This window comes from Planctomicrobium aquicomposti, from assembly GCF_051466325.1.
Classification (GTDB): domain Bacteria; phylum Planctomycetota; class Planctomycetia; order Planctomycetales; family Planctomycetaceae; genus Planctomicrobium.
Map to the genome: position 1 here is coordinate 4,009,948 of NZ_CP195792.1, position 13,891 is coordinate 4,023,838.

Annotated in this window: 12 protein-coding genes; 7 read left to right on the forward strand and 5 right to left on the reverse strand. The window is 60.0% G+C overall.

Annotated elements, in window-relative coordinates:
• Window positions 1-81: 81 nt before the first annotated feature.
• The 4 genes from SH664x_RS15530 to SH664x_RS15545 all read right to left on the reverse strand — a co-directional run bounded on the left by SH664x_RS15530 (window position 82) and on the right by SH664x_RS15545 (window position 5,121).
• A complete protein-coding gene (locus tag SH664x_RS15530; RefSeq protein WP_437202422.1) occupies window positions 82-426 on the reverse strand; it encodes a rhodanese-like domain-containing protein in 345 nt (114 codons plus the stop codon).
• A 77-nt stretch (window positions 427-503) separates the two neighbouring features.
• Window positions 504-1,637, reverse strand: coding sequence for a twin-arginine translocase subunit TatC (gene tatC, locus SH664x_RS15535; protein WP_437202424.1), 1,134 nt, complete (start codon window positions 1,635-1,637; stop codon window positions 504-506).
• Window positions 1,638-1,979: 342 nt separating this feature from the next.
• Window positions 1,980-3,749 carry a dihydrolipoyllysine-residue acetyltransferase gene (gene aceF / locus SH664x_RS15540; protein WP_437202425.1) on the reverse strand — a complete coding sequence of 590 codons (1,770 nt, stop codon included), beginning with the start codon at window positions 3,747-3,749 and terminating at the stop codon, window positions 1,980-1,982.
• A gap of 226 nt (window positions 3,750-3,975) precedes the next feature.
• Window positions 3,976-5,121, reverse strand: coding sequence for a DUF1570 domain-containing protein (locus tag SH664x_RS15545; protein WP_437202427.1), 1,146 nt, complete (start codon window positions 5,119-5,121; stop codon window positions 3,976-3,978).
• A gap of 294 nt (window positions 5,122-5,415) precedes the next feature.
• Between SH664x_RS15545 and mnmG the strand changes: the two genes are divergently transcribed.
• The 6 genes from mnmG (at window position 5,416) to SH664x_RS15575 (ending at window position 11,268) form a co-directional block, all read left to right on the forward strand.
• Window positions 5,416-7,389 (forward strand): tRNA uridine-5-carboxymethylaminomethyl(34) synthesis enzyme MnmG, encoded by a 1,974-nt coding sequence (mnmG, locus tag SH664x_RS15550; RefSeq protein WP_437202429.1) that lies wholly within the window; start codon window positions 5,416-5,418, stop codon window positions 7,387-7,389.
• Window positions 7,386-7,742, forward strand: coding sequence for a cupin domain-containing protein (locus SH664x_RS15555; RefSeq protein ID WP_437202431.1), 357 nt, complete (start codon window positions 7,386-7,388; stop codon window positions 7,740-7,742). Before mnmG ends, SH664x_RS15555 begins: the two co-directional genes overlap by 4 nt.
• Before the next feature lie 78 nt (window positions 7,743-7,820).
• A complete protein-coding gene (locus tag SH664x_RS15560) occupies window positions 7,821-8,906 on the forward strand; it encodes a PA0069 family radical SAM protein (protein WP_437202432.1) in 1,086 nt (361 codons plus the stop codon).
• Window positions 8,907-9,133: 227 nt separating this feature from the next.
• Entirely contained in the window at window positions 9,134-10,315 is a 1,182-nt protein-coding gene (locus SH664x_RS15565) for a polysaccharide biosynthesis/export family protein (protein WP_437202434.1), read from the forward strand.
• A gap of 302 nt (window positions 10,316-10,617) precedes the next feature.
• Window positions 10,618-10,800, forward strand: a complete 183-nt coding sequence (locus SH664x_RS15570; RefSeq protein ID WP_437202435.1) for a hypothetical protein — start codon at window positions 10,618-10,620, stop codon at window positions 10,798-10,800.
• A 6-nt stretch (window positions 10,801-10,806) separates the two neighbouring features.
• On the forward strand, window positions 10,807-11,268 hold the full coding sequence (locus tag SH664x_RS15575) for a RidA family protein (protein ID WP_437202437.1): 462 nt from the start codon (window positions 10,807-10,809) through the stop codon (window positions 11,266-11,268).
• A gap of 670 nt (window positions 11,269-11,938) precedes the next feature.
• On the opposite strand, the gene SH664x_RS15580 is transcribed toward SH664x_RS15575, so the two are convergent.
• Window positions 11,939-12,109 (reverse strand): hypothetical protein, encoded by a 171-nt coding sequence (locus SH664x_RS15580; protein ID WP_437202439.1) that lies wholly within the window; start codon window positions 12,107-12,109, stop codon window positions 11,939-11,941.
• Window positions 12,110-12,797: 688 nt separating this feature from the next.
• On the opposite strand from SH664x_RS15580, the gene SH664x_RS15585 reads away from it, so the two are divergent.
• A complete protein-coding gene (locus tag SH664x_RS15585; protein ID WP_437202441.1) occupies window positions 12,798-13,853 on the forward strand; it encodes a Gfo/Idh/MocA family protein in 1,056 nt (351 codons plus the stop codon).
• The last annotated feature ends 38 nt before the right edge of the window (window positions 13,854-13,891 follow it).

The following is a 13,891-nucleotide window of genomic DNA, read 5'->3' on the forward strand; positions in this document are numbered from 1 at the left end:
GGACCCGTTTCCGCTGCGCGCAAGTCAGCATTTCACCATGCGAATCGCTTGCTGCGCGGGCACTGGAAGCAGCAACCTGCTCTAGTAGCGGGGAACGGTCGAATCAATCTTCTGCGACCACTCGTCAATCCCCCCGGCCATGCTTTGCGCCTGGGGGAAATTCTGGCTGCGCAGCCAGCGGGCGACGCGCAAGCTCCGTCCGCCATGGTGGCAATGGACCACAATCCGCTGCTGCCGGCTCCCCTCCAGTTCCGAGAGGCGGTTCTGAATCTCGCTCATCGGCAGCAGCTTCGCTCCGGAAATCCGCGCCGTGTCATGTTCATTTTGCTCGCGGCAGTCGAGGAAGGTGAAGGTCTCCTGCTGGTTGAGGAGCGAATGAACGTCCTCGCAGCTGATTTCCAGCGGCAGATCGGCAGCGGCGGTCATGGTGTTTCTCCGAAATCAGACAGCGTTTGCGAGTTGACAGGGGGCGAGCTCAGTTCGCTTCGCCGCCTGGAGCGGTGTCAGCTGGCCAGTTCACCCAGCGGTTGTCGTCGCGGCAGGTGATTGCACAGCCAGACCCCCAGGAAATACAGACCAATTAACGGGAAAAACATCAGCAGCATGCTGACGGGATCGGACGGGGTCAGAATCATCGCGATGATGGCGATGACCAGAATGGCCAGTCGGGCGTTGGCCAGGTATTGCTGCGACGTCAGGATCCCGATCCGCTCCAGGAACAGCATCACCAGCGGCAACTGGAAACTGACCCCGAACATCAATGGGAGAATGACCGCAAAGCTGATCCACTCCGAAAGGCGAATCTGCGGGTGCAGTTTGAGTTCGGCGTTAAAGCCCAGCAGATACTTGAGCACGAACGGGAAGACCAGATAAAAGCAGAACGCAGCCCCGATCAGAAACAGGGCCAGGCTCATCGTGCCGAAGACGTACACGTAGCTGCGTTCGTGCGGATACAGGCCGGCCGCGACAAACTGCCAGAGCTGATAGAAAATCCACGGGCTGGCCAGGATCACCCCCGCCACCAGCGAGACCTTCAGATAGACCATGAAGGCTTCCTGCACATTCAACGTCACCGCCCGGCGCGATTGCTCAACTGTCGCCTGAAACTGTGCGAACTGTGGAGCCCGCAGCTTCAAGGCGATTTCACCCGGAGCCGCTACGGGAGCGAGCAAAGTGCCGTTTGCAGCGGCCACGGGTGGAGGAGGAGGTGCGGGAAAATGGCTCGGGTCACTGTGATGCAGAGCCCGCAACAGTTCGTCCTTCGACAGGTGAACGGTAATGGTGTCGGAAGTCGTGTCGGGATCTGGAAGAGGCGGTTCTCCTTCGGCGACCACCTCCACTGGCTCTTCGGCCAGAGGATCCATTCCGAAGAACCGGCGAACCCCATTCCAGAACGTCTGCTTCCCCGCCTTGACCTCGGCAAACTCGCGATCAACGTTGGCTTCGGAGTAGCGTTTCAATGCCACATCGATCGGACGCCGGATCTGGTCAACAAGCCTGTCACCGATCCACAGACAGAAGAGGACGGCGATCACCAACCCGATCAGAGCCTTGATCAGATGGCTTCGCAGAGCCTCCAGATGCTCGCCAAACGACATCGTGCTGTCGTCAAAAAGGTCTTTCGTTGGCGTCTTCATGATTTGGATCCGGGATACCTGAAAACCTGCAAAACTTCTGCCGCAGACTTAGCCCTGCGACAGCAATCGGTATCCACCCGGATGGCCCATCACGATGGCGACGAGCAGTTGGAGCGGCATAGGTCCCAGCATTTTAAAATCTGGCCCGTGGGGTTGCAACAGCGGCGGATCGTCCCCTTCCGGCCACACAGCCGCAACGGAACAGGCCGCTGCAGCCGGGGCCCTCAAGGAGAACCGCATTCGAGTAGGTTGCTCTGTCCCGTGCCCGCTCAGCAAGCGTTTCGTGTGATGAAATGCTCATTGGCGCGTGGTGGGAACGAGTCCTTCAAAAGCGAATCGGCTCTAAACCGTGGTCAGCAACTGGAACGGGTCGGACAGCAGACTGCCGAGTGTCACCACAAAGCGAGCGGCATCGGCACCGTTGATGACCCGGTGGTCGTAGGACAGGCTGAGCGGCAGCATCAGGCGTTCTTCCACCTTGCCTTCGTTCAGGCGAAGTTCCTGCTGCCCGCGGGACATCCCGAGGATGCAGACTTCCGGATAGTTGACGATCGGAGTGAACCCGACGCCGCCGATTCCCCCCAGATTGGTGACCGTGCAAGTCGCCCCCTGCATCGAGTCGATCGGGAGCTTGCGGTCGCGGGCCTTCTCGGCGAGATCACCCAGATCACGGGCGATTTCGAGAATGCTCTTTTTGTCACAGTCCTTGATGACCGGCACCACCAGCCCGTGCGGTGTGTCGACAGCACAGCCGATGTTGTAGAACTTCTTGAACACGATCTCCTGCGTTTCGGGATCGAGACTGCTGTTGAACTTGGGATAGGCCTGCAGGCATTTCGTGAGGGCCTTGATGATGATGGCGGTCATCGTCACCTTGGGACCGTTCTTGCCCATGCCGGCGGAGAATCGTTTGCGGGCCGCTTCCAGATCGGTGATATCGATCCGGTCGTGCTGCGTGACGTGCGGAATCACGTTCCAGCTGACGGTCAGATTTTCCGCAGCGGTGCGGGCAATCTTGTTCATCTTCTCGCGTTCAACGAGGCCGAAGCGCGAGAAATCGGGCAGCGGCGGAGGAGCAATGCCTCCAGCGAGGGCGGGGAGATTCGCGGCAGGCTGGCTGCGGGCCGGAAGTGTTGCCTTCTGCATCCGGTCGCGGACGTAGTTCTGCACATCTTCCTGGGTGATGCGACCGCCACGGCCACTCCCCCGGACTTCCCGCAGATCAACTCCCAGCTGACGGGCCATGCGGCGTGTCGAGGGAGCTGCCGGAACCGGATCGCCGTTCTGGCTACTGTCGGCATGCGCCGCCCCACTTGTCGCCAGCTGGCGATTTTCCTGCGGTGCGGGCTTACTGGCAGGAGCGGCTGCCTTGGCCGGTTCCGCAGCCTTGGGAGCGGCTTCCTGCTTTTTCGCGGGAGCCGGTTCACTGGGCTTTGCGGGGGCGGATCCCTGGCTGACCTTGCTTGTCGCCTCGATTGTCATCACGACAGAACCGACGTTGACCGAGTCCCCTTCCTTGATGTGGATCTTCTTGATTTTGCCGCTGTGCGGACAAGGCAGCTCAACGACCGCCTTTTCGGTTTCGAGTTCCATGACGACGTCGTCCTTCTGCACGACGTCCCCTTCGGAGACAAGAATTTCCGCAACGTCTGCGGAATCGACCCCTTCACCGAGCGGCGGGAGCTGGAACTCCACCACGCCCTCCACGATCTCGGCTTCAGCGGCCGCTTCCGCTTTGGGTTCGGACTTCTCCGGCTTTTCTTGAGGAGCGGCAGCGGGCTGTTCGGCTGCCTCCTCTTTTTTCGCGGCTGGCTGTTGGGGAGCCTCTTTCTTCGCTGCCGAGTCGGAACCGGATTTGGCACCCGATTCTCCCTTGCCATCGCTGACGAGCATCAGCACTTCGCCGACCTGCACCGTGGCGCCGGGGGAGACCAGAATCTTTTCAATCTTTCCAGCTGCCGACGAGGGGAGTTCGACGACGGCCTTGTCGGTTTCCAGCTCCATTAACGTCTGCCCGACCGACACGGTATCACCGACCGCCACCAGAATGTCCGCAATGTCTGCAGATTCCACGCCCTCGCCGATATTGGGCAGCTGTACTTCAATAGTCATGATCGGTTCTGTCTCGTCAGTCGTCTGCGGCAGGGGTGCCGTGGTCTTGTCGAAAATTCAGGGAGGTTTTCCCTGTTCCGCCGATGATAGTCAAGCTGCGGCGATGGGGCGAGTGCGGTCTGTTGGCGCACCTGCCATGAGAAAATCACCCGTGCCGCTCCCGGTTCGCGGGGTACCGGGAGGCCCTTCCCAGGAAAATTTTTCGGGCGGACGACTCGGCGATGGGTCAGTGCATCCCGTTATAGTAGCGAATCATCTGGGCTTCCAGCAGCGAGGTGTCACTGCCGAAGACGGCCTGAAAATCGCGAATCCGCTCTGCTGCGGTATAGCGGGGTTCCAGAGGATCGCGATCTTTGATGCGTTGCAGATACTGAAAATACTTGGTCCGGTGGTGCTCGACGAGATAGAAGGTGAGCGCCCAGGCAACCCCATAGGCTTCCAGCGGATCCTGCTGAAAAGTCGGCTCGTCATCCGCCACGAAATCCATGATCGAATGCCGCGGGTGGGATTTGCGATAGTCAAAATAGGCCTTCAGCCGTTCCAGATTGACTTTTGAACCGGTCCCCCCAGAAGCCTCGGATTGTAGGATTCCGGTTTCCAGCATGGTGGCGAGTCCTTCCACAACCCACCGCGGATTCTGGCCGATCCGGGAATGCAGGCCCGAGTTGAATGCCAGTTGATGGATTGCTTCATGCATCACCGTATTGCGGGTGGCGGTGCTCAGATCTTCGGCAATCGGGGGATGGGCCAGCATGCGGTATTCGGTGGAGGGCTCGATCGGAGTTTCCGCCCCCGCACTGGTGGCGGTGGCTGTGATGTCGTAAAGCGTGACCCGGTTGGACTCCGGTGAGTAATAGCCCTGCAGCAGTGAGTTGGCTTTCATGCCATCGACTGAGCTGTTGAGCTCAAATTCCTCGCGTGTCGGCCAGACGATGACGACCAATGGATACTCAGCCCGCTGCAGACGGATGCTCCGCTTGCTGAAGTAGGTGGCGAAGTTGTCGGCGGTGCGGGCGAGGAGTTCGGCATACAGCGTCGTCTTGCCCGGCGGTGCGCAGACGACGTAGTTCCCGCGAACCAGAATCTCGAATTTGTGTCCCCAGCGTCGGCGCAGATCCTGCGCCAGCTGTTCTGCGGTGTAAGGACGAAAGGTTCCCGTCAGTTTCTGGAACTTGCTGACCCGGCTGAGGTCGATGGCGGTGTAACTGCCGTCCTTGCAGCCGAGCCAGCAGACTGCCTGATTGCTGACGATCGGCGTCCCCTCGTACACCGTGTTGTCGACCGTGAATTCCACCAGCAGTGATTGCGCCCGGGCTGGCGAACTCAGGAACAGCAGAGCGACTGTCAGCAGTGCAGGAGTCAGGCGATTCATATGCGGGCCAGCGAACTTCGGAAATGGATCCTGCCAAGCCTAGGCCACGCCAAATTGTCCGTTCCGGGTTCGGGAGATCCGGATTCAACTCGGAGCGTTCGGGGGTGGGGTTGTGACGATTGTGCGGGAGAGCCAAAGCCAGCGACTCCCCGTTGCAGGAGGGAGAGTCCCCAGGATTGCCGGGGCACTGCGAAGTCGACAGCCAACGGCCGGCACTCTTCCAATCCGCGTTTCGGTACGGGAAGATAGATCGCTTCCCCTCTGAACCCGGATTTTGATGGCGCGTCGCAGCAGATGTCTGATTCTTATTATCAATTTGATGTCGTGGTGATCGGCGCTGGTCATGCAGGAATCGAAGCCGCGCTCGCCAGTGCCCGGCTGGGGGCGAAAACTGCCCTGCTCACGATGAACTGCGACATGGTCGGGGCCATGAGTTGCAATCCCGCGATCGGCGGCGTGGCCAAAGGACAGATCGTCCGCGAGATCGACGCCCTTGGTGGCGAGATGGGGCGCTGCATCGATGCCACGGGAATTCAGTTCCGCATGCTGAACCGGGGGAAAGGAGCAGCGATGTGGTCTCCCCGGGCCCAGGCGGACAAGAAGGCGTACCAGTTCCTGATGAAGCTGCGCGTGGAGGAGCAGGAGAACCTGACGCTCGCGCAGGAGATGGTGGAAGAACTCGTCGTCGAAGGGGAGCCAGTCGCGGTCGACATCACCGAACCGGAACCGGCCCAACGTCCCCGTGTCACCGGAGTGCGCGTCCGGGGAGGAGCAGTCTACACCGCGCCGGCGGTTATTGTGACGACCGGAACCTTCCTGCAGGCGGTCATGCATACCGGCGAGGCCAAGACGGTCGGCGGTCGCGCGGGGGAAGGGACCACCGGGACCCTGTCCGACAGTTTTCGCCGGCTCGGCTTTGAGCTGCTGCGGTTCAAAACCGGGACCCCTGCCCGACTCAATGGACGAACAATCGATTTCTCGTCGCTGCAGATTCAACCCGGCGATGAGGCCCCGTCGCCTTTCTCATTTCTGACGGAGAAACTGACACAGGAACAGCTCCCCTGCTGGCTGACGGAGACCAATTCCTCAATGCACGAGCTGATTCGTGCCAACCTGCACCGCGCGCCGATGTACAGCGGTCAGATTCAGGGGACCGGTCCCCGCTATTGCCCTTCGATCGAAGACAAAGTGGTCCGGTTTGCCGATAAGGAATCGCACCAGATTTTCCTGGAGCCCGAAGGTCGGCAGACGCTCGAATATTACTGCAACGGGATCTCCACCAGTCTGCCGCGTGATGTGCAGGAGCGGATGATTCACTCCATTCGCGGGCTGGAGAAGGCGCAGATCATGCGCTTCGGCTATGCGGTCGAGTACGATTACGCACCGCCGACGCAGCTGACCGCCACGCTCGAAACGAAGCGGGTCGCCGGCTTGTACTTTGCCGGACAGATCAACGGGACCACCGGCTATGAAGAGGCAGCGGGTCAGGGCCTGATCGCCGGGGTGAACGCGGCGCTGAAGGTGCGGGGCGCAGCGCCGTTCGTCCTCGACCGCTCGCAGGCTTACCTGGGGGTGCTGATCGACGATCTGGTCACGAAGGGAGTCGATGAGCCGTACCGGATGTTTACCTCACGGGCTGAGTATCGACTGTTGCTGCGACAGGATAACGCCGACCGCAGGCTGACTCCGATCGGGGAAAAGATCGGTCTGGCAACCCCGGAGCGGGTCCGGCAGCTGCAGGCTTACGAAGGTGAAATTGAACAGGCCCTCGCTCTGCTCCGGCGGATTCGGCATCAGGGAACGACGCTGGAAGAGTGGCTGCGCCGACCGGAAATCGAATGGTCTCAAATCGCCGAAATGTCGAGTGAGTTTGCCGCACTGGCCACATCTCCCCGGGCGCGCGAGCAGGTGACGATCGAAGTGAAGTACAGCGGCTATGTGAAGCGGCAACAGCTGGACATCGACCGGCTCAACCGCACGCAATCGCTGAAGATCCCCACGAGCTTCGATTACCGTCTGCTGCCGCATCTACGCGCGGAGGCGAAGGACAAGTTCGCGAAAGTTCGTCCCGCCGATCTGGGACAGGCGGCACGGATCAGCGGGATCACTCCGGCCGATCTGGCGGTCCTGACGCTGTATCTGAAGGAACCGTCGCGGCGTCCCCGTCCGGAAGAGGAACAGCGGAATCACGCCAGTCCGCCCACCGCTCCCTGTGATGCGGCCGCCAACGCGGTGATCGACGCGACCCCCAGGAGCCCTGAACAATGACGTCCTCCCGCCGATACCAAATCGTGGACTTCACAGCGCTGCCGGGAATCCCCTGCCCCTGCGGAACGGCCCGTCGAGCCTTTGCCGAACACCCTGACTCACCCGGCACTGTGCATGTGACGGAGATCGATGACGACGCCCGCGTGCACTATCACAAAGCGCACACGGAGACGTATTACATTCTGGAATGCGGCCCGGACGCGGCCATGCTCCTCGATGGGGAACAGTTTCCGGTGCGGGTCGGCATGTCGATCCTGATTCCCCCGGGAGTCCGTCACCGCGCGATCGGCCGGATGAAGATCATCAATATCGTGATCCCGAAGTTTGATCCGGCGGACGAGTTTTTCGACTGACGAATCCCCTTGACTCTCGTGCGGGGATTGTGTACTTGTGTTCACTTATTGAGTGGTGGATGCAAGGGGGCAAACTCGATGAATCGTTCAATACCGCGAGGAGCCAAAGGACGCGCATCCCAGATTCATCCTCCCAACCGCTTTGATCGCATTCATGCGGAGGATGATTTCGAACAAGTTGAGCACGACAGCGAGTTCCTCGAAGATCGGCAGCAGGTGCCGACCGAGTACCTGCCCGACGAGACGCGATCGATCATTTCGGAAAACGACAGTCCTGATATTTCATTCCGCTATTCGCTGAATCCGTATCGGGGCTGCCAGCACGGCTGCTCATACTGCTACGCACGACCCTCGCACGAGTATCTCGGTCTGAATGCCGGCCTCGATTTCGAATCGAAGATCTACGTCAAACATCGTGCGGCCGAACTGTTTCGCGAGTTCCTCAGCCGTGACCGCTGGCAGCCGGAAGAGATCGTGTTCTCCGGAATCACCGACTGCTATCAACCCGCCGAAAAACTGTTTCGCCTGACGCGGCAATGTCTCGAAGTCGCCTGCGCCTGTCGGCAACCGGTGTCGATCATTACCAAGAACGGGCTCGTCGCTCGCGATCTGGATCTGCTCGGCGAGCTGGCTGCCCATCAGCTGGTGCGGGTCAACATCAGCATCACTACGCTCGATCCACTGCTGGCCCGGACCATGGAGCCCCGTACCAGCACGCCGGCAGCCCGATTACGGACCGTGGCAGCCCTCCGCGCCGCCGGTGTCCCGGTCAACGTGATGGTCGCTCCCATTATTCCGGGGCTGAATGACTCGGAGATCCCTGCCATTCTGGAGGCAGCCGCGGCAGCGGGGGCTCAATCGGCGGGCTATGTCCTGTTGCGTCTTCCCTTAACCGTTCGTCCGGTGTTCCTCGAATGGCTCGAACGGACACACCCGCTGGCCAGGGATCGCGTTGAATCACGGATTCGGGCCTGCCGCTCGGGGGAGTTGAACGGAGCCCGGTTCGGAGAACGCATGCGCGGCACGGGTGAATTCGCCGAGCAGATCAGGCAGACATTCCTGGTGTTTCAGAAGAAGTTCCGGCTGAACGAAAAACTCCCTCCGCTGGAGACCGGGCTGTTCCGTCCCCCTCGGAATCGCAAAGGGCAGCTGCGGCTGTTTTGAGGTTGGCCGCTCGTTCTTGCACCTGGGCATCGCTGCAAGATTTACAAATCGGCAGTCGAATTCGAAAAGTAACTCAAGTCGGGCCGAATCGAGCGAGAATCGATCTTGACCCTTTTTTGCCGCTGCAGGTAGTTTTCCGATCAACCTCCCTTTCCGTCGGTTTTCCGCCGACTCCTTGACTGACACTCCTCTTCTCGCTCCTGCAACCCCAGCGGTAGATCAACACGATGCAGCCCGTCCGGGGAATCCAGCCCCCGCAGCCCTCTGTTCGTACTCGTCAGACCGGCCTGAAGCCGTTGCTGAGGTATGGACTGTGGTTGGTGCTGCTGGGGGGGCTCTGCGGGTGTGCGAGCAAAAGGCCGTTTACCCCGTCCACACTCCCCGCACAATGGCAGGCGCGGCCGACGAGCAATGCCCGCACGGTGGGCTTGTCGCGTCTGGTGTCTGACACCCGTCCTCTGGACCAGATCGCCAAAGGGGATGTCATCGAAGTTAATCTGGCGGCGAGTCTGGCTGCCGATGATGCCACGACATTCCAGATGCGGATCAATCAGCATGGCTTCGGGATCATTCCGGATGTGGGACCGGTGCACCTCGAAGGCATGTCGCTGGAAGGAGCAGAATCGGTCATCCGCAATGAGTGCATCCAGCGGCAATACATCCGTAATCCCCACGTCACCGTCACGATGAAAGAGCGGAAGACGCTGCAGGTGACGGTGGTCGGCGGCGTGGAAAAAGAAGGAACTTACTTCCTGCCCAGTGGTTCCGCAGGGCTGATTCAGGCCATCTCCGCTGCGGGGGGCCTGGCCGATGATGCGGGAACCGGCGTGGAAATCAGCTACGGCCCGACTTCGACTCCCCAACCGGAGCGCGAACGGGAAAAATACATTGCAGAGTCGGGCCCGAACGGCACCGGAATCGAACGGACCGCGGGAATGGATGCCGATTATGCAGGGCAACGGGTTCCCGTCCGGACCGAAGGCCCGCGCACGGTCAAAATCGATCTGGCCTCATTTGGGCAGCAGGATTCCCAGAAACTTGCCCTGCAGGACGGCGCCACCGTGCAGGTGGAACGGATTCAGCCCCCCCGGATTACGGTGCAGGGACAGGTCCACAAGCCGGACACCTACGACGTCGATCCCGGGAAGGAATACCGACTGCTCGACGTCATCAGTAAGGCGGGGGGGGAAAGCTCTCTGGCTGCGGACAAGGTGTTCGTGATCCGCAATCGGCCGGAGTATCCCGAGCCGGCGTTGATTCAGGCGAGTATCCGCAAGGCGAAAAAGAACGGCATGGATAACCTGCTGCTGGAGCCGGGGGATATCGTCACCGTCGAGCAGACTCCGGGGACGATGCTGCTGGAAGCGGTCCGGATTATTGGGTTCAATATTTCCGCCCGGGCCCTGTAGGCCGGCTGGGTCTCACGACGTGCCGCCGCTCTCCCTGAGTGTTATCGTGTTGCAAGTGTATGTTGTATCGCCCTTTGTGCCTGTTTGCGAGGTGCGGTCTGTCGGCCCTGGTTCCCGCAGTCAGCCGCCTTTCCGGGAAAATTGCCGATTCCACTCTCGTGGATTTCTGGCTCGGATGGTGTGGTCTGGAAATTCCGGGGCTTCTCCCCTACACTCTTCCCTCCGCGGATTCGCCCATTCGATGTGAATACAGCGTGTTATGCGGATTCGAAATTGAAAAGCTGCCACGGCAGAGGTGAACCATGGATAAGACAAAGAATTTAGTGGACGTGAAACTCGCTCTGGCTGCCAAGTGTGAGCGGCTGCTGCGACTCTCCGGAAGCCGCCCCCGTCGCAAGACCTTGGCCTATCAGGCGTTGAAGTACCGTCGACAGGCCGAGCAGATCGCCCGTGACCAGAACCTGACCGCGACGACCGGGAAGTAGCTTTGCATGTCGGTCGAAGCCACGCTTGAAAAACTGGGATATCAGCTCCCCGAGGCAGCCAAACCTGTCGCTGCTTATGTTCCCTGTGTGCGCACGGGGAATCTGATTTACGTCAGTGGGCAGCTTCCGCGCACGGCGGGCGGAATGCTTGCTGTGGGGCCGGTCCCCTCGCAAGTCTCCATCGAGCAGGCGCAGGAGGCCGCCGTGCAGTGTGTTCTGCATGGACTGGCGGTGCTGAAGGCCGAACTGAACGGGGACCTGTCCCGCGTTCGACGCGTGGTTCGTCTAGGAGTCTTCGTGCAGTCCGATTCCGGATTCGGTGACCAGCCAATCGTCGGCAACGGAGCCAGCGAGTTCGTGGAGAAGATCTTCGGTGAAAGCGGGAAGCATGCGCGTGCCGCAGTGGGGGTGAATGCGTTGCCGCTCAACGCAGCGGTGGAAGTGGAATTCATCTTCGAAGTCGAATGACTCCTGCCCTTCGTCAGGCAGTCCACGGGGCGGCTGCAGTGATCACCTCTGCAGAGGACACGAGTCGACATCCTGTGAGTCATCACGCCTGGCACCGCCGGGCGTTTTTTATTGCAGCTGCGCTCAGAGTCGACCGGGGAGTGACTCAAACACTCCGCGCTTCCCCAGCCTGGGGCCTCGCGATGGGCAAAGGTTGGTCGGCCGTCAGGCAGTACTCGGTCGAACGATGGCTCGGGAAGACCCCTCATCACGGGGGGAAGGTCAGAGTCAATCAGAGCAGACCTGCCTGTCTTTCTATCGATCGGTGCGCTGCTCTTCCGGGCAGATGGATGGGTCGAAAGTGGTTCCCGCGAGGGGATTTCAACTCTGAGGGAAATTCAGGTGCCTGGGAGCAATGCACCGGGCGGGGACTGTGGGGCACCTGCTGTTTGCGACCCTCTGTACCGGGGCACACACAGCGCTGGGACTCACACAGTATGGTGGCTCACACTGGCGATGGTGGGAAGATTGAGCTGGCTTCCGAGAGGGGAGCCTGCGCAGAAATCGGGCTCGGCCTGCAGCAGTGCGGCCATTCCCTCGGCTCATCTCGATTTGCAGTGGCGGACGTTCAACGTCGCGAGACTTCGCGTTTCAAAGAACTCTCAGCCATTGCCAACCCGCACTGAAAACCTCAAACGGTTTCCAGCACTCCACTCAAGCTGTCGACTCCCAGTCCCCCCTGATCGTCGCCGTCGATTTCGATGCACAGTTCATCGCCATTCACATCCAGGATTCGCACAAAGTACTCGCCGACCTGAATGGATTCACCGACGCTTAATTCGATCAGATGCTCTTGCACCATGTCTCTCCGATTGGACAGAAATGATTTGGGCCTGAGTGAAATCCAGCAGCCCAGACTGATGATGGCGAACTATAGCAATGGTTCCCGGAATCCGCCAACTGAAAATACGTCAACGACAGGGAGTTTCCGGATCGGTCATCCTCTTCAGGTCGCATGAATGTTCAGGTGAAACTGCTTCATTACGAAGCACGACACGATGGTTTGTGATTGCTCGTTGATGATTCCACTACATGTAGAGGCTTCGGCAACTCAGGTCTCATGACGATCACGTTGACCTTTACGAGCATTGGCAAACAGCCAGTGCATGCGAAGTTTTTTTCACGGCTCATCCACACAGTGAAAACACTCGTTGCGATGCAGATGGTGTCTCCCACAACGGCAGCCGAAGTTCTTCCACGCGACTCACAGTGCTGCTTCGTGGAAACAGGCGGTTGTCAGTTTGTCAGATTCCCTGTCAGGCTGGTTGCCGTTGCCTGTCAACTTCCCTCGGGGCTGACTCGCTGCGCTGAAGCTTCCATTCCTTTTCCCCTCCGCATCTCTCTGGTACGGTGTCCCCCACTTGCAGGGACCTGGAGTTGGTGACTCTCTTCTGTGCTCGTGATCGCAACGTTTCCGCTGAGTGATCACTGAGCCCGCAGGAGAGAACGGTGTCACCGTGAATCGGTATGTTCGAAGTGGAGACTGTGAAATGACGGTGAGGATCGGCATTATCGGATTGGGTTTCATGGGGATGACCCACTTCGAGGCCATTCGGCAGGTTCAGGGGTCGCAAGTCGTTGCCATTTCGACCCGCAGCCAGAAGAAGCTGAATGGGGACTGGTCCGACATTCAGGGGAACTTTGGCCCCCGCGGGAGTGCGGAGACCGACCTCACGGGAGTTCGCACCTATCTGGAGCATGCCGATCTGCTGGCCGATCCCGACATTGATCTGGTGCATATCTGCTTGCCGACGGATCAGCATGAGGCTGTCACCCTGGAAGCACTGGCGGCCGGCAAACATGTGCTGGTGGAAAAGCCGATCGCGATTGAGCTCGCCGCCGCACAGCGGATGGTCAATGCGGCTCAGGCTGCGGGACGATTGCTGATGGTGGCCCATGTGCTCCCCTTTATTCCGCAGTTTCGCTGGCCCCTCGAGCAGGTCACCAGCGGACGCTACGGCAAGCTGCTGGGAGCCGCGTTCCGCCGGGTGATTGCTCCGCCGAAATGGTCATCGCAGATCAGCGATTTCCGGAAGCTGGGAGGCTGGGGAATCGATCTCCACATTCATGACAATCATTACATCGCGCTGTTGTGCGGTTGTCCGCAGCAGGTCTTCTCACGTGGCCTGCTGGTCGATGACTTCGTCAATCATGTGTCGACGCAGTATCTGTTCGGCGATCCGGATCTCACGGTCAGCTGTGTCAGCGGCGGGATCGCGGCCGATGGCCTGAAATTCGGCAACAGCTTTGAACTCTTCCTCGAAGGAGCCACCATCCAGTTCGATGCCGGAACCTATGGCAGCGAGTGGGTTGTGAACCGGCCGCTGACATTGATCACTCAGGATGGCGAAGTGACTCAGCCCGATCCGGGAGGCGGAACCGAGTGGTGTGCCGCTTTCACGGAAGAGATCCAGCAGGCGGTCGACGGAGTCCGTACCGGCACGCTTCCCCCGACCCTCTCTGCTTCTCTGGCGGCCGATGCGCTGCGCATCTGTTATGCTGAGGCCGAGAGCATCCGCCGTTGTGCACCGGTGAAGGTGGAATAAGCGCTGCAGCGGCTCCGAGGCGGATTCGTCAACGACGT